24 protein-coding genes are annotated in these 22,808 nt (G+C 57.2%); 13 read left to right on the forward strand and 11 right to left on the reverse strand.

Going from position 1 to position 22,808, the window contains the following annotated elements; all coding sequences use genetic code 11:
• The first annotated feature begins 78 nt into the window (after nucleotides 1–78).
• The 7 genes from BUA85_RS02055 (at nucleotide 79) to BUA85_RS02080 (ending at nucleotide 7,035) form a co-directional block, all read left to right on the forward strand.
• Complete coding sequence (locus BUA85_RS02055) at nucleotides 79–648, forward strand: TetR/AcrR family transcriptional regulator (protein ID WP_072898904.1); 570 nt, start codon at nucleotides 79–81, stop codon at nucleotides 646–648.
• A 226-nt stretch (nucleotides 649–874) separates the two neighbouring features.
• Nucleotides 875–2,236 (forward strand): cysteine--tRNA ligase, encoded by a 1,362-nt coding sequence (cysS, locus tag BUA85_RS02060; RefSeq protein WP_072898905.1) that lies wholly within the window; start codon nucleotides 875–877, stop codon nucleotides 2,234–2,236.
• Nucleotides 2,233–2,382, forward strand: coding sequence for a hypothetical protein (locus BUA85_RS16720; protein ID WP_165611571.1), 150 nt, complete (start codon nucleotides 2,233–2,235; stop codon nucleotides 2,380–2,382). The genes cysS and BUA85_RS16720 overlap by 4 nt, the downstream gene beginning before the upstream one ends.
• Nucleotides 2,379–3,998, forward strand: a complete 1,620-nt coding sequence (gene cimA, locus BUA85_RS02065; protein WP_072898906.1) for a citramalate synthase — start codon at nucleotides 2,379–2,381, stop codon at nucleotides 3,996–3,998. Before BUA85_RS16720 ends, cimA begins: the two co-directional genes overlap by 4 nt.
• Nucleotides 3,995–4,762: a phytoene/squalene synthase family protein gene (locus BUA85_RS02070; protein WP_072898907.1), complete on the forward strand. Its 768-nt coding sequence runs from the start codon at nucleotides 3,995–3,997 to the stop codon at nucleotides 4,760–4,762. Before cimA ends, BUA85_RS02070 begins: the two co-directional genes overlap by 4 nt.
• A gap of 191 nt (nucleotides 4,763–4,953) precedes the next feature.
• Nucleotides 4,954–6,051 carry a tRNA-dihydrouridine synthase gene (locus BUA85_RS02075; RefSeq protein ID WP_072898908.1) on the forward strand — a complete coding sequence of 366 codons (1,098 nt, stop codon included), beginning with the start codon at nucleotides 4,954–4,956 and terminating at the stop codon, nucleotides 6,049–6,051.
• Between the two features lie 291 nt (nucleotides 6,052–6,342).
• Entirely contained in the window at nucleotides 6,343–7,035 is a 693-nt protein-coding gene (locus tag BUA85_RS02080) for a VPLPA-CTERM sorting domain-containing protein (protein WP_072898909.1), read from the forward strand.
• Between the two features lie 77 nt (nucleotides 7,036–7,112).
• On the opposite strand, the gene BUA85_RS02085 is transcribed toward BUA85_RS02080, so the two are convergent.
• The 3 genes from BUA85_RS02085 to cobA are packed head-to-tail and all read right to left on the reverse strand — an operon-like array spanning nucleotide 7,113 to nucleotide 10,484.
• Complete coding sequence (locus BUA85_RS02085; protein WP_207548125.1) at nucleotides 7,113–8,330, reverse strand: MFS transporter; 1,218 nt, start codon at nucleotides 8,328–8,330, stop codon at nucleotides 7,113–7,115.
• A 43-nt stretch (nucleotides 8,331–8,373) separates the two neighbouring features.
• Nucleotides 8,374–9,636 carry a cobyrinic acid a,c-diamide synthase CobB gene (locus tag BUA85_RS02090; protein ID WP_072898911.1) on the reverse strand — a complete coding sequence of 421 codons (1,263 nt, stop codon included), beginning with the start codon at nucleotides 9,634–9,636 and terminating at the stop codon, nucleotides 8,374–8,376.
• Nucleotides 9,633–10,484: a uroporphyrinogen-III C-methyltransferase gene (cobA, locus tag BUA85_RS02095; RefSeq protein ID WP_072898912.1), complete on the reverse strand. Its 852-nt coding sequence runs from the start codon at nucleotides 10,482–10,484 to the stop codon at nucleotides 9,633–9,635. The genes BUA85_RS02090 and cobA overlap by 4 nt, the downstream gene beginning before the upstream one ends.
• 98 nt (nucleotides 10,485–10,582) lie before the next feature.
• On the opposite strand from cobA, the gene BUA85_RS02100 reads away from it, so the two are divergent.
• Genes BUA85_RS02100 through BUA85_RS02115 form a run of 4 tightly spaced genes read left to right on the forward strand, consistent with a single transcriptional unit; the run spans nucleotide 10,583 to nucleotide 13,642 of the window.
• The gene (locus BUA85_RS02100; RefSeq protein ID WP_072898913.1) at nucleotides 10,583–11,629 is read left to right on the forward strand and encodes a cobalt-precorrin-5B (C(1))-methyltransferase; all 1,047 of its coding nucleotides are present in this window, start codon (nucleotides 10,583–10,585) and stop codon (nucleotides 11,627–11,629) included.
• The gene (locus tag BUA85_RS02105) at nucleotides 11,626–12,351 is read left to right on the forward strand and encodes a cobalt-precorrin-6A reductase (protein ID WP_072898915.1); all 726 of its coding nucleotides are present in this window, start codon (nucleotides 11,626–11,628) and stop codon (nucleotides 12,349–12,351) included. Before BUA85_RS02100 ends, BUA85_RS02105 begins: the two co-directional genes overlap by 4 nt.
• Entirely contained in the window at nucleotides 12,348–12,980 is a 633-nt protein-coding gene (locus BUA85_RS02110; RefSeq protein ID WP_072898917.1) for a DNA-3-methyladenine glycosylase family protein, read from the forward strand. The genes BUA85_RS02105 and BUA85_RS02110 overlap by 4 nt, the downstream gene beginning before the upstream one ends.
• Nucleotides 12,977–13,642, forward strand: coding sequence for an alpha/beta hydrolase (locus tag BUA85_RS02115; RefSeq protein WP_072898919.1), 666 nt, complete (start codon nucleotides 12,977–12,979; stop codon nucleotides 13,640–13,642). The genes BUA85_RS02110 and BUA85_RS02115 overlap by 4 nt, the downstream gene beginning before the upstream one ends.
• Here BUA85_RS02115 and BUA85_RS02120 read toward each other — a convergent pair whose 3' ends face one another.
• From BUA85_RS02120 to BUA85_RS02145, 6 genes are all read right to left on the reverse strand, one after another.
• Nucleotides 13,643–14,467, reverse strand: coding sequence for an arginyltransferase (locus BUA85_RS02120; RefSeq protein WP_072900369.1), 825 nt, complete (start codon nucleotides 14,465–14,467; stop codon nucleotides 13,643–13,645).
• A gap of 59 nt (nucleotides 14,468–14,526) precedes the next feature.
• Nucleotides 14,527–14,976, reverse strand: a complete 450-nt coding sequence (locus BUA85_RS02125) for an RDD family protein (RefSeq protein WP_072898921.1) — start codon at nucleotides 14,974–14,976, stop codon at nucleotides 14,527–14,529.
• Nucleotides 14,977–15,041: 65 nt separating this feature from the next.
• On the reverse strand, nucleotides 15,042–15,488 hold the full coding sequence (locus tag BUA85_RS02130) for a DUF2852 domain-containing protein (protein ID WP_072898923.1): 447 nt from the start codon (nucleotides 15,486–15,488) through the stop codon (nucleotides 15,042–15,044).
• Between the two features lie 59 nt (nucleotides 15,489–15,547).
• Entirely contained in the window at nucleotides 15,548–16,003 is a 456-nt protein-coding gene (locus tag BUA85_RS02135; RefSeq protein ID WP_072898925.1) for a DUF2852 domain-containing protein, read from the reverse strand.
• Between the two features lie 117 nt (nucleotides 16,004–16,120).
• Complete coding sequence (locus tag BUA85_RS02140; protein ID WP_072898928.1) at nucleotides 16,121–16,726, reverse strand: hypothetical protein; 606 nt, start codon at nucleotides 16,724–16,726, stop codon at nucleotides 16,121–16,123.
• A 2-nt stretch (nucleotides 16,727–16,728) separates the two neighbouring features.
• Complete coding sequence (locus BUA85_RS02145; RefSeq protein ID WP_072898930.1) at nucleotides 16,729–17,205, reverse strand: YbaK/EbsC family protein; 477 nt, start codon at nucleotides 17,203–17,205, stop codon at nucleotides 16,729–16,731.
• A 75-nt stretch (nucleotides 17,206–17,280) separates the two neighbouring features.
• Between BUA85_RS02145 and BUA85_RS02150 the strand changes: the two genes are divergently transcribed.
• The gene (locus BUA85_RS02150; protein WP_072898932.1) at nucleotides 17,281–20,043 is read left to right on the forward strand and encodes a [protein-PII] uridylyltransferase family protein; all 2,763 of its coding nucleotides are present in this window, start codon (nucleotides 17,281–17,283) and stop codon (nucleotides 20,041–20,043) included.
• A complete protein-coding gene (locus BUA85_RS02155; RefSeq protein ID WP_072898934.1) occupies nucleotides 20,043–20,312 on the forward strand; it encodes a hypothetical protein in 270 nt (89 codons plus the stop codon). The genes BUA85_RS02150 and BUA85_RS02155 overlap by 1 nt, the downstream gene beginning before the upstream one ends.
• On the opposite strand, the gene eda is transcribed toward BUA85_RS02155, so the two are convergent.
• Nucleotides 20,301–20,942: a bifunctional 4-hydroxy-2-oxoglutarate aldolase/2-dehydro-3-deoxy-phosphogluconate aldolase gene (gene eda, locus BUA85_RS02160; protein ID WP_072898936.1), complete on the reverse strand. Its 642-nt coding sequence runs from the start codon at nucleotides 20,940–20,942 to the stop codon at nucleotides 20,301–20,303. The two genes, BUA85_RS02155 and eda, sit on opposite strands and share 12 nt — an antisense overlap.
• 12 nt (nucleotides 20,943–20,954) lie before the next feature.
• Nucleotides 20,955–22,760 (reverse strand): phosphogluconate dehydratase, encoded by a 1,806-nt coding sequence (gene edd / locus BUA85_RS02165; protein ID WP_072898938.1) that lies wholly within the window; start codon nucleotides 22,758–22,760, stop codon nucleotides 20,955–20,957.
• Nucleotides 22,761–22,808: the final 48 nt, after the last annotated feature.

Raw genomic sequence — 22,808 nt, forward strand, 5'->3', positions numbered from 1 at the left:
CTTGCAATTAGGTCGATTGACCTATTTGATCAAGATCACTACTGTAAATTTAAGCGATCAATTTATGAGAAATATGGTATGAGGGCAGAAATCCGCCGCGGGCATATTCTCGACGCGACCGAAGGCTTGCTTTTAGAAGTTGGAAGCGCAGGGTTAACGATGAGATCAATTGCGACCTCAACTGGGATCAGTTTGGGCAATTTGCAATATCACTTCCCAACGCGTGAAGACGTTTTGCTGGCGCTTTTGAATAGGTTTCTTACGCCTTATGAAGAGCGATTGAGAAACCTTCCTGAACGTACGTCGGAAAATGTCGCCGAAGCTCTAGGATTTGTATTTAAGACGGTCTTAAACGATCAAGATTTTGATCGTTGTGCGACGATCTATAAAGAAATCTGGGCCGCCTCTAGCCATTCCGAGGAAATGCGGAACGCGTTGAACACTTATTATAGGCGCCTCGCTGAGTTCTATCGCAAGTTACTCTCAAATGTCGCTGCACCACAAGTGGACCCTGAGAAAATTAGGCGCGCAGCCGCAGCGATGTTGCCAGTCCTTGAAGGGTATTGTGTTACGAAAGATGCTGTGGATTTGCCTGTAGAAGAAACGGTAGAAGATTGGTCCAAGATGATCGCAGGGCTCATCTGTTGATGTTCAAGTGTATTTCGATCCTGCATAATTTTTGGCCTGCCAACATCCACCGAAGCCTACTCGCTAGACAGGGTCACTGTCCTCTGCTAACCGATTTCTCATGAGAAAGACGTGCACCATTTTTTGCAGCATTTTTACCTGTTGACTTCGTCGCGGGCGGCTTTTTCACGTTTCATCCAATCGCTGAACTCGCTAAGCCCGCTGGGAAACGCCGCGTGTGAGAGACATGACCGATATTAAACTGCATAATACCAAGACCCGCCGCAAGGAGGTCTTTGAACCGATCGATCCAAGCAACGTTCGTATGTATCTCTGCGGGCCAACGGTTTACGACCGCGCGCATCTCGGGAACGCGCGCAATGTGATGATGTTCGACGTCCTCTTTCGGCTATTCCGTCATTTCTATGGAGAGGATCACGTCACCTATGTGCGCAACTTCACCGACGTTGATGACAAGATTAACGCCAAAGCCGCCGAAACAGGCCGCCCGATCCGCGACATTACCGATGAGACGATTGCCTGGTATCATGCCGACATGGACGCACTGGGCGCTCTACGGCCCACACATGAGCCGCGCGCGACCGAATACATCGACCAGATGATCGAAATGATCGAAGGTTTGATCAAAAAGGGCCATGCCTACGAAGCCCAAGGCCATGTGCTCTTTGCCGTGGCGACCGACCCAGAATATGGTTCACTCTCTGGTCGTTCCGTCGAAGACATGATCGCCGGAGCCCGTGTCGAGGTCGCGCCCTACAAACGCGACCCGATGGATTTTGTCCTCTGGAAGCCCTCCGACGCCGAAACCCCCGGCTGGGATAGCCCATGGGGCCGGGGCCGCCCAGGATGGCACATCGAATGCTCTGCCATGTCAAAAGAGCTGTTGGGAGAAACCTTCGACATTCACGGCGGTGGCAACGATCTGCAATTTCCACATCACGAGAATGAGATTGCGCAGTCTCGCTGCGCCCATCCCGACAGTGACTTCGCCAAGATCTGGCTGCACAACGATATGCTGCAGGTTGAGGGCAAGAAGATGTCTAAGTCACTTGGCAACTTCTTTACGGTTCGCGATTTGTTGGAGCAGGATGTGCATGGGGAAGTGATCCGCTTTGTCTTCCTATCCACGCACTACGGCAAGCCGATGGACTGGACGGAGAAGAAACGGGAGGAGGCTGAGAAGACGCTTCGAAAGTGGTATGCCCTTGCGGATTTTGAAGCGGATCACGCTGTACCGACCGAAGTTCTTGAAGCAATTTCTAACGACCTTAACACAGCAGGGGCACTCGCTGAGGTACACAAGATGGCCTCGTCCGGTGACGCCGCAAGTCTCGGCGCAGCCCTGACACTGTTGGGTCTTGGTTATGTGCCTGACTGGGCGAAAACTGCTGACGTCGACCTTTCCGTATATGAGGGAAGATTATCAGAGCTTCGCGCGTCAGCCATGGAAAGCAAGGACTTCGCTCCTGTCGATGCGATGAAGTCTGCATTGATCGAAGCGGGAGTTGAAGTGCAAATGAGTAAAGCAGGCATCACGCTTGTTCCGTCCGCTGGCTTCGACCCCTCCAAACTCGAGGGCCTCCTATGACCCTCTTTGAAACTCAGGATCACGCCCGGCACGAGGGTCGGGGTATCGCCCCCGCCCTGGGGGCGGGTCGGGTGCGATCCGGATCGCAAGCGATCCGGTTGGTTCTGCTTGATGCCTGTCACGTTACGAAAGAGGCCCTCCAATGACCAAAGGCCGCCTCTACCTCTATGACACGACCCTCCGCGATGGGCAGCAAACCCAGGGCGTGCAGTTCTCCACGGATGAGAAGATCCAAATATCGACGCTCCTTGACGACCTCGGCCTCGACCATATCGAAGGCGGCTGGCCCGGCGCCAACCCCACCGACAGCGACTTCTTCAACGCAGCCCCCAAAACCCGCGCCACCATGACCGCTTTCGGCATGACCAAACGCAGCGGGCGCTCCACCGAAAACGACGACGTCCTCGCCGCCGTGATGAACGCAGGCACCCCCGCGGTCTGCCTTGTGGGCAAATCCTCTGCCTTCCACGTCACCGACGCGCTCGGCATCACCTTGGCTGAAAACTCAGAAAACCTCCGCTCCTCCTTTGCGCATCTGGTGGCGCAAGGGCGCGAAGCGATCTTTGACGCCGAACATTTCTTTGACGGCTACAAAGATAATCCAGACTACGCCCTCGAAGCCATCCACACAGCTTACGAAGCCGGCTGCCGCTGGATCGTGCTCTGCGACACCAACGGCGGCACAATGCCCCATGAGGTGACCGAGATCGTCACCGCCGTCATCAACAGCGGCATCCCCGGCGACCGCTTAGGCATCCACACCCACAACGATACGGAAAATGCCGTGGCCAACACGCTCGCCGCTGTCCTCGCGGGTGCACGCCAAATCCAAGGCACGCTCAATGGCTTGGGCGAACGCTGCGGCAACGCAAACCTCACCACGCTGATCCCGATTTTGAAGCTGAAAGAACCCTTCGCCAGCCAGTTCGAAACCGGCGTCTCTGACGCGGCCCTCAAACGCCTGCTGCCCGCATCCCGCATGTTGGATGACATCCTCAACCGCGTGCCCGCGAAACAAGCCGCGTTTGTCGGCGCTTCTGCCTTCGCCCACAAGGCCGGTCTGCACGCCAGCGCGATCCTGAAAAACCCGACGACCTATGAACACGTCGATCCCGCGGCTGTCGGCAACACGCGTATCGTGCCCATGTCGAACCAAGCGGGTCAATCGAACCTGCGCGAACGTCTCGCCAAAGCGGGCCTTGCAGTCGAAAAGGGTGATCCGGCTCTGGCGCGCATTCTCGACCGGATCAAAGCGAAAGAGGCAGAGGGCTATTCCTACGACACCGCCCAAGCTTCCTTTGAACTGCTCGCGCGCAAGGAACTTGGCCAACTCCCCAAGTTCTTTGAGGTCAAACGCTACCGTGTCACCGTTGAACGCCGCAAAAACAAAAAGAACGAAACCGTATCGCTGTCGGAAGCCGTGGTCGCCGTGAAAATGGATGGCCAACGCAAGCTCAACGTCTCCGACAGCCTCGGCGAAGATGGCAAAGACCAAGGCCCCGTCAACGCGCTGGGCCGCGCGCTCAGCAAAGACCTCGGTAAGTACCAAAGCTACATCGAGGATCTGAAACTCGTCGACTATAAGGTGCGCATCACTAACGGCGGGATAGAGGCGGTGACCCGCGTTATCATCGACAGCGAAGACGGGCAGGGCAACCGCTGGTCCACCGTCGGCGTCAGTGCCAACATCGTTGACGCCTCCTTCGAAGCGCTCGTCGATGCGATCAATTGGAAACTCATCCGCGACAGGGCCCCTTTGTGAGTTTTGAGGCTTGCGCTGCCATCGTCGAACGCGGCGATACCGACCGGTTTCGCGCCGCCATGGCCGCACCTGTTGAGGCGCGCAAAATCCTCTTTCCGCTTTATGCGTTCAACGTCGAAGTCACCCGCGCCCCTTGGGTGACGCAAGAACACATGATTGCCGAAATGCGCCTGCAATGGTGGCGCGATGCGCTCGAAGAAATCAGGCAGGGCGGGCCGGTGCGCAAACATGAAGTCGTCGATGAACTCGCCAAAATCCTCGACAAGGAAGCTTGCGAAACCCTCGACGCCCTGATAGCCGCCCGCCGCTGGGACATCTATTCAGACCCGTTCGAGGACGAAGCACATTTAGACGATTACATCCACGCCACATCCAGCAACCTGATGCAGGTCGCAGCCCAAGCGCTCGGCGCCGCAGACGTCAAAACCATCCGCTATGTTGGCTACGCCTCCGGCCTCGCCAACCTCTTCCGCGCGATCCCTGCGCTGGAACAAGCCGGTCGCAAACCCCTTGTCGACGGCCGCCCCATCGCGATCCGCACATTGGCGGAGCGCGGCGCCGAATGCCTCAAACGCGCCCGATCCACGAAACACGCGGTGTCGAAGGCGGCTTCGCCAGCTTTGATCGCAGCCTTTCGTGCAAAACCCACGCTGGAACAGATCATCAAAGACCCGAACCTAGTGGCGTCAGTAGCGCTTGAACCGTCACCGGCAAAAGACAGTCTGCGCTTTGCCAATGTGACCATGCGCGGATGGTGGCGATAGGCTTAAACGGCAAGAAAGCGTCCTATTTCTAGCACTAATCCACGTGTTGCCTCCAACATTGCGTTCGCTTTTCAGCCCAAAAGTCCTACTTTTGATCACAAATCGCGTTTGCAACTCGCTCCAAAAAGAAAATTATTGACTTACTAGTAAAAAAATTCCCTCCTAAGAGTAAGCCAAGGAGGGTTTTTGCCATGACTGTCGATCTTACAACCAAATTCACGGGTCTTGATTTCGTCAATCCTTTTATTCTGGCCTCCGCGCCACCCACGGAAAGCAAACGCAAAATCCTGCGTGCGTTCGAGGCCGGGTGGGGTGGAATTGTGACCAAAACAATCGGCCTTCATCCGGTTGAAAACGTCGCCGGACCGAAAACCATCTACCAACGGACCAGCGAGGAAAAGCCGTATGTGTCGCGGATGAAGCGGGCCGACACAGTCTCTCATTCTTCTTGGAACTGGGAATTGATTTCCGATCAGGCGCTGGAGATTTGGCTGCCAGATCTGAAGGAGATCAAAGAAACATATCCCGACCGCATGGTCATCGCCTCGATCATGGCCGGCGCTGGCAGTCAGGAAGAGCTCGACAATTGGTGTAAACTCGCCAAAGAGGTCGTGGCAGTTGGTTGCGACGCCATCGAACTCAACATGTCTTGCCCGCACATGGATCGCAAGGATATGGGAGCCAATATTGCCAATGACGAAGAGATAATTCGCGACATTGTGGGGGCCGTGACTAAAGCGGTCGATGTGCCGATCTGGGTCAAACTCACACCTGCAACCTCCACCGTGGCAGACGCGGCTGGTGCGGCCTATGACGCCGGAGCAGCCTGTATCTCCATCTGCAACACCTTCCCCTCGCTGCCTTTGATGGACCCCGAAACCCTCAAATTCGAGGTTGAGGTCGATGGCCTCGTCACCTCCGGCGGATTGGGCGGGCTTGCGATCCTCCCGCAAGCCCTTCAACGCGTCTCCGACATCAACAAAGCCCATCCAGACGGTGCGATTTCCGGCATCGGCGGGATCAGAGGCTTCCGCGAAGCGTTCAACTTCATCGTACACGGGGCAGGGAACCTACAAATCTGCACCGCAGCGATGGAAGAAAAGGGCAGCGGCGGCGTCGGTGTCAAGCTGATCCAGGAACTCAAAGACGATCTGGCCGATTATCTTGAACGCCACGGCCATTCTTCGATTGAAGATTTTCGCGGCATCGCCCGCGACCGCATCGTCGAACACTCGCAAGTGCGCCGGAAAAGCGACGACTATAATGGCGGTTATGCGAAGTCGGCATAGCGCTCCATTTTACTAAAGTTCTGATCGCTTAGAGAGATGAGAAGGCTCGCCTCAATGGCGGGCCTTTGTTTTTGTTCGTTTCTTTGATTTAGGGGAATCGCAAAAACGGGACGCTTTCATCCCTCCCACTTTGTCGGCGTTTTGAGAACAATAAGTCCTCAACACTAAGTCTAGTGATATTCTCGAAACAGATTGAGATTGATTTCCGCCAATTTAACCAAGCTTGACGTTTTCTTGTTGAAATTAAGGCGAAAATTAGGCCACACTTTTTGCGTTCGTAAAGGCGGTCCAATGGTTAAAAAGTTTTTGCCGGTTTTGGCGGCGTCCGTGGTGATTGGTGGCTCAGCCAATGCAGCGATCCTAGATTTCACAGATTTGCAAACGCTGAATGATCTTTCCAGCAATGCATGGGAAGGGTCGATCCTCGGCGTCGGCTACAAAGTTTCGGGATCGGGGACGATCAAGTTTAACGAATCCAATGTTGGGTCATCTTGTGACGATACCGTTTTGGCTTGTGAGAGAGACGGTCTCGGCATCGGCGACGATGAAATTCGCGCTGGCGGAATGACCATTTCTGAAGGCCAATGGATTACGGTTGAATTTGATCACGCCGTGAAAATCACCGATTTGTATTTTCTGGACCTTTTCAGAGGCAAGAATCAATTTGCGGGACAATTCGAACAAGCGGCAGTCAGCTTAGACGACGCAACACCGCTCACGTTTGATGCAGCCTTGACGGCCTATGGCGGCTATCTCGCAACGGACGATGGGCTTTTCATCACGGCTAAAATGCTGAAGTTTGGCGCATTCACGGGCGACAACCTAAAAGATCGCGGGGGCAACAATGACTATGCGCTTGCAGGTATAGGAATCGCCGCGGGTACGGATACGACCGGTTTAACGCCCGTACCCGTTCCGGCCGCGGGGCTTATGCTTCTCGCTGGTCTTGGCGGATTAGGTGCGTTGAGACGGTCTAAGTCTTAAAGCAGACCTCGTTTTCGAAACAAACAACCGCCGCAGGGAAACCTGAGGCGGTTTTTTTGTCTTTCGCCTTAGATCATTTAGGCCACGCGACGCTGTCGCATGACGAGCCAAACAATCGACCAACCCGCAAGGATCAGGAACGGCACCATCGCATAGTTCACAGCATTCCACCCTTCCACTGGATCGCCGCCAGAGCAGTTCATCAACCCACCAGACGACAGCGACGCGATCGTCACCATGCCAAAGACGATCATGTCATTCATACCCTGAACGGACCCACGTTCGTTCGGAGAATGTGCGCTCGACAACAACGTGGTAGCGCCGATAAAGCCAAAGTTCCATCCTAGGCCCAACAGCACCAAGGCGAGGAAGAAATTGGTCAGCGTCACGCCAGAAAGGGCCACCAACCCAGCACCGGCAAGGATTACGATACCCGCACCCATGATTTTCTCAACCCCGTAGCGGGCGATCAAATGGCCGGTGAAGAAAGACGGCGCAAACATCGCGAGAACATGGGCGGAGACAACGTCATTTGCATTGTTGGTGGTGAACCCACAGCCCACAACCGCCAGCGGCGTGGAGGTCATCACAAGGTTCATCAGCGAATAAGCCACCATCCCGCAGATGATCGCCACAAGGATACGCGGATCGCGCAGCAGCTCCATCCGGCTGCGCCCCGGCACCGCTTGCGCCTTTTCTTCTTCGACCTCTCCACCTTTCGGAAGATCAAGGAAAAGAAACAGCAACATCCCCACAAGGTTCAACGCGACAACGGCCAGATACGTGCCCAAGAACGGAACAACATAAGCCTCTTGCACGACCTTATTGAGCTGCGGTCCGATGATCGCAGAGAGTAACCCGCCCGCCATCACATAAGAGATCGCCTTGGGTCGGAAATCTTCAGACGCGGTATCCGTCGCTGCAAACCGATAAAAGCCCTGCGCGGACATATAGATGCCGGTGAAATAAGACCCTACGAGCAGCCAGAAAAACGAACCCACATAGAGGCCATAAGCTCCAATCGCGGCGCCAACAGCCCCCGCAAGCGCGCCCAGCATAAAGCCAAACTGACGCCCTCGTTTCTGCATCAAAGGCGAGAGCCACGGTGCGGTCGTCATAGACCCAAAAACAATGATCGAGATGGGCAAGGTCGCGAAACAAATATTCGATGCTAACATGCCACCAGCAAGCCCGCCGATCACAAAGATCATCGGCATTTGCGAACCCAAAATTGCTTGCGCCATCACCAGAATGACAACGTTTCGTTTCGCGCGGGTGTCGTCGACCATACTCATACAAGTATCGGTAATCTTAGGCGCGGGAAGTGTCCATGCCCGTTCAGGCTTTGTCGATCACATGTGCGAAGCTGCCTGAAACATGCCCTTCGACCAAGCCCATCGGCGGCATGGAACTTCCCGTCGCATCAGTGGCGGCAAAAAGCGGTATACCGTCTGCGTTCTGGGTGGTGGCATAATGAAACTCATGCCCCATCCAATCGCCTTGAAACGGTCCGGCGGCACTGCGCAACGTCCGATAGCCAAGATGCAATTTGCGGGTCTCGAAAGAGGTTTCCAGCCGAAGCAAACCCGCCATTGGATGCGTCTCGCCCTTCGCGTCTGTCAGAGCATCCCCCAGCACCATATAGCCACCGCATTCGCCATAGATGGGCTTGCTTTCTGCATGGGCGCGCAAACTGTCGAGGAATATCTGATTGCCCGCCAAGCGACCGGCATAAAGCTCTGGATACCCGCCCGGCAAAAACACCAGATCGGCCCAAGGTACCGGATCATTCCGCAGGGGGGAGAAGACATCAATCTCTGCCCCGGCATCGCTCCAATCCTGAAGGATATGCGGATAGGCAAAGGCAAAGGCGTTGTCCTGCGCAACCGCAATCCTTTGCGCTGGCGGCTGCAACCGTGTCGCACGACCGATCGATGACACAGGCTGCAACAGCGCTGAAATCGCATCCATATCAACCGACGTTTCAATCTGGTCTGCCACCTGATCCAGAAACGCGCTCAAGTCAGGATGCTCGCCCGCTTGAACCAGCCCCAGATGGCGCGACGGTCGCGACAGGTCACTCTGCCGAAAGAGCGTGCCAAGAACCGGCACGCCCAACGGCTCTAACGCGTCTTTCAACATCGCCTCGTGACGTGCCGATCCGACCTTGTTCAAAAGCACACCGGCAAAACGCATCGCGGGATCATGTAGCAAAAACCCACCCACCAAAGCCACCACCGACTGCGCCATATGGGACGCATCGACCACCAAAACCACCGGTAGGTCCAACTGCCGCGCAAGATCAGCACAAGCCCCTTTGCCGACAGGTGGCGCGCCATCAAAGAGGCCCATCGCGCCTTCGATGATCAAAGGCACGTCGCCCGCTGCCAAACTGGCGATCCGTTTCGGCGACATCGCCCAAGCGTCTAGATTGAAACACTCCCGCCCACAGGCGGCTGCGTGAAAACGAGGGTCAATGTAATCCGGCCCAGATTTCGCGCCGCGCACAGCAATGCCGCGTTGGGTCAAAGCGCGCAAAAGGCCTAATGTGATGGTGGTTTTACCGCTCCCCGATCCGGGGGCCGCGATCAGAAAGCTCATGCGCTCTCCGCCGGACGCCCGCGATCCAGAGGGTCCAGATTGCGCGGCGCTTCACCAGCGGCTTGGGCCTGCCAATCAAGCGCTTGGCGCATCAGAACGGATTTGCCGACGCAGATGATGGCAGGCGGCTCCATTCCTGCGGCATCGATGTCTTCAACAATCGATCCCAACGTAGTTTCCAACGCTCGTTGCTCGTCCGTTGTCGCTGTCGACACGACTGCAACGGGTTCATGGATCGACCGACCTGCCTCCATCAGTTTCGCGGCAATCTGAGCGATATGCTTCATGCCCATATAAATGACGATAACCTGTGATCCCTTGGAAATACTCGCCCAGTCCAAAGATCCCGGCGTGTTGCCCGATTGGTCATGGCCAGTCACGAATGTCACAGACTGGTTCACATCGCGATGCGTGACCGGAATGCCGGCATAGGCAAGCCCGCCGATCCCCGCCGAAATCCCCGGAATAATCCGCACCTGAATGCCATGCTGCACAAGGGTTTGCGCTTCTTCCCCGCCGCGCCCAAACACAAAGGGATCGCCGCCTTTCAATCGCAACACCCGTTTGCCTTCCCGCGCCAGATCAACCAACCGCAAGGAAATATCCCGCTGCTTCGCACTCGGTTTGCCGCCACGTTTTCCCGCGTAAACATGATCCGCTTGTGGTGCCCATTGCAGAATGTCCTGCTGCACCAAAGCGTCATAGATCACGACATCCGCCTGACGCAGCGCATTCAACGCATGAAGCGTAAGCAACCCCGGATCACCGGGGCCAGCACCACACAGCCACACCCAACCCGGCTCCATCACGGGCCAGTTGTGATCGGGGAGGGGCGCTTGCGTTGTCATACGCGCTATATTGCATCGCTGCGCCGCAGAAGGAAAGATCGCAAACGACACGCACTTTCGCATTGGCGGCATGACCTCGCGTTTCTATAGTCGCGCGGATGACGGAGACGCCCAAAACCGAATTGCGCAAAGGCTGGACCACCGGCGCCTGCGCCACGGCTGCGACAAAGGCCGCGTTGCAGCAGCTTTGGGGCGGGGCGTTTCCGAAAGAGGTGCAGATCACACTGCCGCGCGGAGAGACACCGAGTTTTCCGCTTGCGTGGTCTCAGGCAGGTGAGGGGTGGGCCGAAGTGGGCATCACCAAAGACGCGGGCGATGATCCCGACGTGACACACGGCGCGCTGATGATCGCGCGGGTTCGGGCCTCCAATGGTGGCGTCATTTTCAAAGCGGGCGAGGGCGTCGGCACGGTGACCAAGGAAGGCTTGCCGATCCCTGTCGGAGAGCCATCAATCAACCCCGTGCCGCGCCAAATGATGACACAAGTGGTCGAGGAGCAGGCCGAGGCTTTCGGTCAACCGGCAGACGTTGAAATCACCGTTTCCATCCCCGATGGAGCTGAGATCGCAAAGAAGACATGGAACCCGCGTCTAGGCATCGAAGGCGGACTGTCGATCCTTGGCACCACCGGCATCGTCCGACCCTTCAGCTGTGCCGCTTGGATCGCCTCCATCCATCGCGGCATCGACGTCGCCCGCGCAGACGGGCTGACCCATGTAGCGGGCTGCACCGGAGCGACGTCTGAGCGGATCGTACAATGCCTGCATGGGTTGCCAGATCATGCGATGCTGGACATGGGGGATTTCCTTGGCGGGATGCTCAAATATATGTCGAAACACCCTGTCGAGCGCCTGACCATCGGTGGCGGTATCGGCAAGATCACTAAGGCGGCACAGGGCGCGATTGATTTGCATTCCAGCCGCTCCCAAGTCGATTTCAAAGCTTTGGCGGCGCTAGCCGATATGCCAAAGGTGGCAGAGGCCAACACTGCGCTAGAGGCCAGCAAAATCGCACCGCAACTTCCAGAATTGGTCGCTACAAAGGCGTCTCAAGAAATCCGCGCCCGCTTTGGCGGGGCCATGCAGAATCTCGACATCGTGGTCATCGACCGCTCGGGTGAGATTTTGGCGAGGGCCGAAGGATGACGCTTCTTTTGCTGGGCGGCACAGGCGATGGTAAACGTATCGCCACACGACTTGTGGAGCAGGGGGTTGATCTGATCATCTCCCTCGCCGGAGCGACCCGCAGCCCTGATGCCATGCCAGCCCCCACCCGCGTCGGTGGCTTTGGCGGTGCAGAGGAGTTCGAAGCCTACCTTGATGAGGCCGGAATCAGTGCGGTCCTCGACGCAACGCACCCTTACGCCCATCGCATCACCGACCGCACTGCCGCGATCTGCAAGGCGCGCAACATGCCCCATGCGATCTTCCACCGCCCGCCGTGGGAGCCGAGAGAGGGCGACCGCTGGATTGAAATCGAGCACGAAGAAGACGCCGTCAGCCATATCGCCAAAGGCCAGACCGTGTTCCTCGGCACCGGTCGACAAACGCTCGAAAAGTTCGCCAACCTCGAAGGCCGCCGCGTGATCTGCCGCCAGATCGATCCGCCTTCTAAACCTTTCCCCTTCGAAGGTGGCGAATACCTGATCGGACGCCCGCCATTCTCGACCCAGCAAGAACGCAGCCTCTTTCGGTCGCTCAGCGTCGACTGGCTGGTGGTTAAAAACGCAGGAGGAGAGCAAAGCATCACCAAACTCCTCGCCGCACGCGAACTTGGCATTTCTGTCCTGATGGTCAAACGTCCCCCCGTCCCAGATGCGACGATCTTTTCGACGGTGGCAGAGGCCGTGGCGTGGGCCGCGCAATGACCGTCGGTCGGATCATCGAAACCGATGCTTGCGTTGCAGAAGGGGCGGACTGGCTCGCAGCACATGATCCGCGCTTCGCCGAAGCGCTCGACCTCGTTGGCCCGCTGCCGCTGCGCCGCAAACCAGACGGGTTTTCGCAGCTCCTCAACGCCATCGTCGGGCAACAAGTCAGCGTGGCTTCCGCAAATGCGATCTGGGCCAAGCTGGAAGCCGCAGAGATGTACACCGACGCGGCCATCCGGCAAGTCGATGAGGAGCATATGCGCAGCCTCGGCCTCAGCCGTCAAAAGGCGCGGTATGCCTGCGCCTTGGCCAATGCTCAGATCGACTATGACGCGCTTCGGGACACGCAAACCGATGAGGTGATCGTCATCCTCACCGAAGTCCCCGGCATCGGCACATGGACAGCTGAGATTTACGCTATGTTCTCGCTTGGTCGAGCCGACATCTTCGCATCTGGCGATCTGGCGCTGCAAGAGGGCGCGCGGATGCTCTTTGACCTCGACGCGCGACCGACGGAGAAACAAATGCGCGCCATGGCGCAAGACTGGTCGCCATGGCAATCGGTTGCAGCCCGCATCCTCTGGGCCTACTACGCATATATGAAATCACGGGAAGGGATCCGATGACACGTGCACTTACTGCTGGCCGCAAAGAGCCTCTTTCGGGTGAACTCCGTTCTTGCGTGGTGTTCCTGCATGGTTACGGCGCCAATGGCGCGGACCTTCTGGGCCTTGCCGACCCGCTGGCCGAACACATGCCCGACACGCTGTTCCTTGCCCCCGACGCGCCCGAAACCATCCCCGGGATGCCCACCGGCTACCAATGGTTCCCGATCCCTTGGATCGACGGGTCGTCAGAGGAAGAAGCCGCCATCGGGTTGCGCCGCGCCGCGGATGATTTGAACGCCTTCCTTGATGGCGTCATGGTGGATGAAGATTTGTTGCCCGAACAGGTCATGGTCTTGGGCTTTTCCCAAGGCACGATGATGGCCCTGCATGTGTTGCCCCGCCGCGAGGATGAAGTCGCGGGCATCGTCGCCTTCTCAGGCCGCTTGCTCGAACCCGAACTTTTGGCCGATGAAGTCCAATGCCGGCCACCGGTCTTGCTGATCCACGGTGATCAAGACGATGTGGTTCCGCCCCAATCCCTGCCGCAAGCCGCCGAAGCCTTGCAAGAGGCCGGTTGGAAAGAGGTCTACGCCCATATCATGAAAGGCACTGCGCATGGGATCGCGCCGGATGGTCTGCAAGTCGCGCTGGCGTTTATGCGGGATCGGTTGGGGATGTAATTACCCCGCAGGCTCCGCGCCCGGTAGGGTGATTTTCGCGACCTGTTCAGCAATTGGCTCCGTCGACAGAGGGTCAACGGCGCTGGAATACTCTTTAGGGTCTTTCAACCGACGCCAGCGGCCATCAGTGAACACTTCGATCCCGCTGAAGTTGGCTTTATATCCCATCTTCGTACTGCCCGGCACCCAATAGCCCAAGTAGACGTAAGGTAGGCCCAATTCCCGTGCGATCTCGATGTGGTCGAGGATCAGATAGGTGCCGGGGGAATTGCGCTCCATTTCCGGCTCAAAGAACGAATAGACCATGGAGAGGCCATCATCGAGGATGTCCGTCAGGCAGGCTGCAACAGGGGCGGGGTTGTCCGAGGTCAGATCGCTGTATTCGACCACACGGCTGCGGATTGGTGTTTCTTCGACCATGGCCGCGAATTCGAACATGTCCATATCAGCCATGCCGCCGTCTGCGTGCCGCCCGTCGAGGTAGCGGCGGAAGAGGTCGTATTGATCCTCGGTTGCCCAAGGTGATGTTGCGCGACGCTTGAGGTGCGCATTGCGCTTGAGGATGCGTTTTTGGCTGCGTGATGGTTGAAACCGCGCCACATCAATCCGGGCTGACATGCAGGCGGCGCAGTCTGAACAGGATGGGCGGTAGAGCACGTTCTGTGACCGGCGGAAGCCTTGTTTTGACAACGTATCGTTGAGCTCGGACGCGCTGTCACCCTGCAAAGCTGTAAACAACTTCCGCTCCATCCTGCCGTCCAGATAGGGGCAGGGTTGCGGGGCCGTCACATAAAATTGGGGCGCTATGGGCAGGGTATGGCGCATGGCCATAACCTGCTTTGATTTAGAGGCCTACGCAAGCCTTACTTGGTTAAGGCGGCAATTCAGCGCGGCTTGTTGATTGGGGCTGTGCCCATCAGGTGGTCGGTCAAACCTTGGCCACGCGGGGTGACAACCATCATGATCACAGAAATCAACTGGAGCGGCGCCATGGCAACGGACACAGTATACCCCAGCGTGTGAAAGAGCGCGGTGCTGCTGTCAAAGCGCTGGCCCGCGTGATCACGGAATTCGATCGACATCAGGCGCATACCCCAAGTGGAGGACTGACCGGACAAGGTGAACCAGCGATAAAACACGCCCACAATTAGCATCAGGAAGGGAAAGAAAAAGACGCCAGTGAAGGCCGTGAAAGGCAGAACCAACAGGCACAAAAGCGCAATCATCACCACGTCAATCACCCAAGCCATGGCGCGTTTGAACAAAACGCCATCATAGAATTGGGATTGCGAATGCGGGTCAGGGAGGCCGGACATCATCGTTGCGGTTGTCATTTTTTCTTTCCTTGAGAAGTGGAAGGGTGAGGGCGGCCAAGGACGGGGGCCACCCTCAGGGGGGATTAATTGGCGTCGCGTGGCATTGCGGCGCGGTCATCCATAAACTGGTCGAACTCTGTTTTGTCTTTCGCGTCGCGAAGGCGTTCGAGGAAAGCCTCAAAGTTCACTTGCTCCGCTTCCAAACGCTCAATCACGTCGGAGCGGTAGGCATCAAAGCTCGCGTTGCCGCTGCTGCGGGGCTCTTGCGAGGGCACGAGATCTTTCACCATCTCTTCAACTTCTGTCGCGTCGAGCCCCTTTGTCTTTGTCTCAAACGGGCGCGGCCAATAGATGGCGAAGACCAAGGCCAAGGCAAAACCTGCCGGCCAAAACACATTGATCATCACGATTGCGGTCGGCACTGCGAAAACGGCAAATAATAGCATCGAGAGTATTTGGACGCTCGTTGGTGTTTGTTTTGACGCTGTTCGGCGGTGCGCGCGCGGTACGTCAGTTGTTGCAAATGTCATAATCTATCCCCTCTGTTCGAAATAGGCGGGCGCATTATTCAGCGCCCGCCGGTCTTATCTTAGTTTGCACGCGGTGCGTCGTCAGTATCTTCGTCAGACGGTGTTACGTCGCTGGCGCGTTCTTCCATGAATTGGTCGAACTCGGCTTTGTCTTTGGCGTCACGAAGGCGCTCAAGGAAGGCTTCAAAGTTGTTCTGCTCTTCTTCCAAACGGCGCAGCGTGTCGGCCTTATAGGCGTCAAAAGCTGTGTTGCCGGATGATTTCATCGCAGTGCGGGCATAGCGCGCATTATGGCGGCCGCGGGCCGAACAGGATTTGCTGAACATACGTTTGCTCCAGATCATATAGGCAAGAAGGGCTAGGCCAATCGGCCAGAAGAAGATGAAGCCCAGAACCATGGCGGCGATCCACGCGCCTTTGCCACGCTCGTCAAGCCAAGCCTCAGACCGGGCAAGAACGCCGGGGCGGGCTGGTGCATAAGCCGTCTCGGTCACGGATTGGGTTGCGGTGTTCATCGGGTGCTCCTTACGGGTTAGGGTCTCTGTTGTGTGTGAATGTTTATCGTTTTCACATTACAACAGATGGGGAGCCACCGATGGGGTTCAAGGGACAATGTAAAAGATTTTTACATTTTATGAGGAGCAGCCGCCAGAGATCGCAAAGGTAGAGGCGCTAAGAGCCTCAATTTCAACCATTATTTCGGAAGAAATGCGGCTTTCGGAGCTTAGGTTTTTTGCAAGGTCAACGACAGAATTTCGAATTTGCGTTGCATTTTTCTGTGTGGAACCACTGTTATCCAGCATGGCTGCTAGGGCCAAGTCTTGGATTGCGACGGGCACGTCAGCTGCAAATTGCAGGCCATTCCTCGCATTTTCTAGGCCTTCACACCCATTCGCGAATTTAGTAGTTGAAAGGTATCTTTCCATGACGCCGTCGTGTCCCAGCTCATTTCCAAGGGCAAAGGCCGCGCGTATCTGACCGGCCTGATCTAGATCTTGGTTTGCTGGGTCTGATTGGACCAGCGACATCGTCAAGGCGCTGTGAGAGGCGGGTTTGTCGAAGAAATCAGGTTCTAGAACGGCCGCAACTGCTTGAGATAGAACGGTGCCGTCGTTTTGAGGCGCTAATGTCGGACGTTCATCAAACTGAGCCTCGAACGCACCAACAAAGTTCCGCTGCCAAAGCGCGAACATCATCGTGGCGGCGATGGCCACGAAAAACAGCGTAAGTTTTTGCACAGCTACCTCGGTTCTGTGAACTCTCTGACGTCTGCGTCTATTATGTCGGCCAACTTTGACGGATTTATGGGGAAGATATGGCGAGGTGTGCCGGCTGCAGCATAGATCACGTCGAAGTCCATCAATCGTGGGTCCATGTAGGCGGTGATCGGATTGAGATGTCCCAGAGGTGACACGCCGCCGATGGCAAATCCAGTGTGCGCGCGAATAGCGGCGGCATCCGCTTTGCTGAGCTTTGTACCGGCGGTATCGGAAGCAAGCACCGCATCAACCTGATTGCCGCCTGCAGTTAGAAACAAATAGCATGTGCCGGTTTCACCATCCTGCAAAATCACCGATTTCGCAATCTGATCCAGTTCGCAGCCTGCGGCATCAGCAGCTTGCTGCGCCGTCCGCGATTCGTTCGGCATTTCCATTGGTTCAATGTTGAGGCCTGCGTCGCGTAGGGCGGCTTTGACCCGTTTCAGGCTCTTGCTCATCTTTCTTCCTCCAAGGTTGTGGTCGCACGTTGTTCAGCGATTGACCAACCAGAACGTAAGGCACAAGTTGGCAGAATGACGTTCGAAAACCGTATGACCGCGCGCCCTCGGGTGTTTGACGCCGACAAGGCGCAAGAGATCAAAGAGAGCATTGGTTGGGCGTCTGGCCAAGTTGCTGAGCTGTTACAAGCCACCGCGAGTTGCAGCCCCTATCTGGAAGGCTTGATCCGGTCGGAGAGCGTGTGGCTCGAAAGCGCGCTGGCTGATCCCGAGGGGGCGATGGATGCTTGCCTGACGGATGTCAAAACGCTGGAAACGGCGGAACTGAGCTTTGGGCTACGTGCTGCCAAACTGCAGGTGGCGGTGTTGACCGCCTTGGCCGATGTCGCTGGCGTTTGGCCCTTGGAGACCGTCACTGGCTATCTTTCGGACTTCGCAAGCCTTTGCGTGGACCAGATCCTGAAACGGCTGGTCGCCGACGAAATTCGCCGGGGTAAACTGCCCGGTCAAAGGGAGGAAGATGGGGAGACTGCCGGTGGAATGGTCGCGCTCGCTATGGGGAAGATGGGCGCGGGGGAGTTGAATTATTCCTCTGACATCGACTTGATCTGCCTCTTTGATGAAACCCGCTTTGATCCTGACGACTATCACGATGCGCGTGCTGCCTTTATCCGCGTCACCCGCAAGATGACGGCGCTTTTGTCCGACACCAAGGCTGGCGGTTACGTCTTCCGCACCGATCTGCGCTTGCGGCCAGATGCCTCTGTCACGCCCGTGTGCCTGTCGATGGAAACGGCAGAGCGGTATTATGAAAGCGTCGGCCGGACGTGGGAGCGGGCTGCGTATATCAAGGCCAAGGCTTGTGCGGGGGACGTCGAGGCGGGGCAGAGGTTTTTGAAGACCTTGCAGCCATTTGTTTGGCGCAAGCATTTGGATTTTGCGGCCATCCAAGACGCCCATGACATGCGGTTGCGCATTCGGGATCATAAGGGCTTAGCAGGGCCTTTACGGCTCGAAGGGCATAACATGAAATTGGGGCGCGGCGGGATTCGAGAGATCGAGTTTTTCACCCAAACCCGCCAGTTGATCGCTGGCGGGCGCGATCAGAGCCTGCGCGCGCGGGGGACGTTGGAGGGCTTGGCCGCGCTGACAGAGGCCGGTTGGGTGAAAGAGGCAGATCGCGTAGCGCTGACGGATCACTACCGGTTCCATCGGACCGTTGAGCATCGCCTGCAAATGGTGCGGGATGCGCAGACGCATCATTTGCCAAATGATTCCGAAGGGTTTGAGCGCTTGTCGGCTTTTTTGGGTCGGGATACGAAAGAGTTACGTGCCGATCTTCAATCCCGTCTTGAAGCCGTTCATGACCTCACAGAGGGTTTCTTTGCCCCGGATGCAACACCTGAAGTGGATGAGGCCTGGGGCACGGACGTCACTGACCGTTGGGTGACCTATCCCGCCTTGCGCAGCACGCGCGCGCAGGAGACTTTTAGCCGCTTGAAGCCCGAAATCCTGACGCGTTTGCAAGATGCCGCCAAACCAGATGAGGCACTGGCGCAGTTTGATGCGTTTTTGGCGGGGCTTCCGGCGGGGGTTCAGCTGTTTTCGCTGTTCGAGGCCAACCCGCATTTGACCGATTTGTTGATCGAAGTGGCCTCGACCTCTCCGGCCTTGGCGCGATACCTGTCGAGGAACTCATCCGTGTTGGACGCTGTCTTGGGCGGGGCCTTTTTCACCGATTGGCCGGAGGTGGAGGGGCTGCGAGCCGAATTGTCTGCCGCTTTGGCGCGCACAGACGACTATGAAACGCAATTGTCGCTCACCCGTCGCTGGATGAAGGAATGGCATTTCCGGATCGGTGTGCATCACTTACGCGGCTTGATTGATGCGAAAACCAGCGGCGTGCAATACGCCGACCTTGCCGAAGCGGTGGTTGCGAGCCTCTTTCCATGCGTTCAGGCGGAGTTTGAGCGCAAGCACGGGCGTTTGACCAAAAGCGCGGCCGTTGTTCTGGGCATGGGCTCGCTCGGCGCGCGGCAATTGAATGCCTTATCCGATCTTGACCTTATTATGATCTACAACGCTGACAGCGATGATATGTCAGATGGGAAAAGACCCTTAGGAACAAGGCAGTATTACGCGCGGTTTACGCAAGCGTTTATCACGGCATTGACCGCTCCCATGGCGGATGGAGACCTTTACGAGGTCGACATGCGCCTGCGCCCGTCGGGCCGTCAGGGGCCGGTGGCGACGTCCTTTGACGCCTTCCGCAGCTACCAAATGAGCGACGCGTGGACGTGGGAGCATTTGGCGCTGACGCGGGCGAGGCCTGTTGCTGGGGATGTAGGGTTGGCCGAGGCGATAGAGGCGGCCCGCACTGATGTCTTGGCCGCGAAAGCAAAGGGGGAAACGATTGCCCAAGATGTTGCCGATATGCGCACCCGATTGGAGGGGGCCAAGGCCACGGGCAACCCGTGGGACATGAAAACCGGCGGGGGGCGGCTTCAGGACATCGAGCTTTTTGCGCAGATGCTTGCCCTGCGCAGTGGCAGCGCTGAGGGCGCAACGGCTGCGCAAATCGACGTTGGTGTCGCGGATGGCCAAATCTCTGCCGCTGAGGGGCAGACATTAGCGCAGGCCGTTGATTTGATGTGGAAAGTGCAGTCAGCGGGTCGCTTACTGGCCGGTGGCGTGCTCGATCCGGAGCTGATTGGCGAAGGCGGGCGGCGTTTGGTGCTGCGAGAAACAGGGTTTGAGACGATGGACGCATTGAGAAACGCGATCGAAGACCTAAGTGTTCGATCGGATAGCATCATCTCAAAAGGGTTGGAGGCCTGATGAAAGGCGACTTGTTAGATCCCAAAGGCCTATTCAGAGAGGCCTATCGCATCGATGGCATTACTGCGGGTGAATGCCGTAGTATTTTTCTGGATTGGGCCTTGGGCGTGCCATTGGGTGAGGATACCGAGGAACGCGTGCAAAAACTGCTGACGCAATATGCGGATCAGCCTGAGGATCATCCGATGACGCAAACCCTCGTAGCCGCTTTGCGCAAGACAGAGCCTGCGCGCAGGCGTGGCGGTCGGGCTGGCCGTTTAGCGAGGTAAGGCTGCGGCCTCTGCTGCGAGGGCTTCGATGCCCGCCCAATCTTCGTTTGCGATCATATCTTGGGGCGCAACCCAGCTGCCACCCACGCAAAGAGTGTTGGATAAGGACAAGTATTCATTTGCATTTTTGAGGCTGATACCCCCTGTCGGGCAGAACGACACTTGCGGGATCGGCGCTCCGATGGCTTTCAATGTTTTGGCACCGCCGTTGGCCTCTGCCGGAAAGAATTTTTGCACGTTGTAGCCGCGTTCCAGCAGGCGCATCGCCTCGCTTGATGTTGCAGCACCGGGCAGCAAGGGCAGTTCATTGGCCTCGCAGGCTTCGAGAAGAATATCTGTCGCCCCTGGCGAGACGCCAAACTGCGCGCCGGCTTCTTTGGCTTTTTCCACGTCGCGCGGGGTCAAAAGGGTGCCTGCGCCCACAACACCGCCTTCAACGCTAGCCATCTCGCGGATTGCGTCTAGGGCGGCATCCGTGCGTAAAGTCACCTCCAGAGCAGGCAAGCCACCAGCTACAAGAGCGGTCGCTAAGCCTTTGGCTTTACTGGCGTCTTTTAAGACCAGAACCGGCACCACTGGTGCTAGATTGCAGACTTTTGCCGCTTCGATTGAGGCTTGTTGCGGTGTCATATCCGTCTCTCCCTAGACCACCACGCCAGCGCCGGTGGCCGCAGGGCCAACCGTCTGGCGGAACATTTCAAATAATTCGCGACCGACACCATTGCCGTTACCGGTGAGATCCGCTTCAGCCACTGAACGGCTGTCGAGATCGACGCCAAGCACCTCTAGCGCGCCATTTGTCGCGTCCAACCGGATCAAGTCGCCGTCCTGAATTTTGCCAATCGCGCCGCCATCAGCGGCCTCTGGGCTGACGTGGATGGCGCTTGGCACCTTGCCAGAGGCGCCAGACATGCGCCCATCTGTGACCAAGGCCACCTTGAGCCCGCGATCTTGCATCACCGCGAGGGTTGGGGTCAGGCCGTGAAGTTCTGGCATTCCGTTGGACTTTGGCCCTTGGAAGCGGACAACGATCACAGTGTCTTGCGTCAATTCGCCCGCCTTGAACGCCTCTTTCACGGCTTCCTGCGTGTGGAACACCCGGGCGGGGGCTTCGATGACGTGACGCTCGGGTGCGACGGCAGAGATTTTGATCACGCCGCGGCCGATGTTCCCGGAGAGTTGCGTCAACCCGCCTGTGGCCGAAAATGGTTCAGAAACGGGTCGCAGGATTTTGTTATTCAACGTTTCTTTGGTACCATCGAAGTATTTGATTTCACCCTCGATCAGCTTTGGCTCTTGCGTATACAGCCCAAGACCATCGCCCGCGACCGTCTTGACGTCGTCATGCAAAAGGCCAGCGTTCAAAAGCTCAGAAATCATATACCCAAGCCCGCCAGCGGCGTGGAAATGGTTCACGTCGGCCAAGCCGTTTGGATAGACCTTCGCCAAAAGTGGAGTGGTTTGGGAGAGCGCATCAAAGTCTTCCAGATCGAGGAGGATACCCGCAGCTCGCGCCATGGCGGGCAGATGCAGGATCAGGTTGGTCGATCCGCCGGTGGCCATCAATCCGACCATCCCGTTCACGAAAGCGCGTTCGTCCAGAACTTCGGAAACGGGTGTAAATTCATTGCCTTGCGCGGTGATCTGCAACGCGCGTTCGGTCCCTGCGATGGTCAAAGCCTCGCGCAGTGGCGTGTTAGGGTTCACGAAAGATGCACCCGGCAGATGCATCCCCATGAACTCCATCAGCATTTGATTGGTGTTGGCCGTGCCGTAGAACGTACAGGTGCCGGGTCCGTGGTAGGAGGCCATTTCGGCGGCCATCAGTTCTTCGCGCCCGCATTCGCCTGTTGCGAACTCTTGCCGGACACGGGCTTTTTCGTCGTTGGGTAAGCCGCTAACCATGGGGCCCGCAGGGATAAAGATCGACGGTATGTAGCCGAACGTTACGGCGGCCATGATCAAGCCGGGCACGATCTTGTCGCAAACGCCGAGGTAAAGCGCGCTGTCAAAGACGTTGTGAGATAGGCCAACTCCGGCTGATAAGGCAATGACATCACGGGAAAAAAGCGAAAGTTCCATCCCGGTTTGGCCTTGCGTGACGCCGTCGCACATCGCAGGCACACCGCCTGCAACTTGCGCCGTGCCTCCGGCGGCGCGGGCGGCTTTGCGGATCACCTCTGGATAGGTTTCGAACGGCTGATGCGCCGAGAGCATATCGTTGTAGGCGGTGATGATCCCGATGTTTGGCACCTGACCGGCGGCGAGTTTCGCCCTATCATCGCCCATTGCGGCATAGGCATGTGCTTGGTTCCCACAGGTCAGATGCGCGCGACGCGGGCCTTCTGCGGCGGCAGCAGCCATGCGATCAAGGTAAATGCGGCGGCTGGTTTCGCTGCGCTTTCGGATGCGATCAGTGACGTCGGAGATAACGGTGTGAAGGGTCATGGCGACTCTGTTGGCTATGTTCGGCGCCGGCCTAACATAAAAAGTTAG

It is taken from the genome of Cognatiyoonia sediminum (assembly GCF_900129845.1).
In the GTDB taxonomy this organism is placed as follows: domain Bacteria; phylum Pseudomonadota; class Alphaproteobacteria; order Rhodobacterales; family Rhodobacteraceae; genus Cognatiyoonia; species Cognatiyoonia sediminum.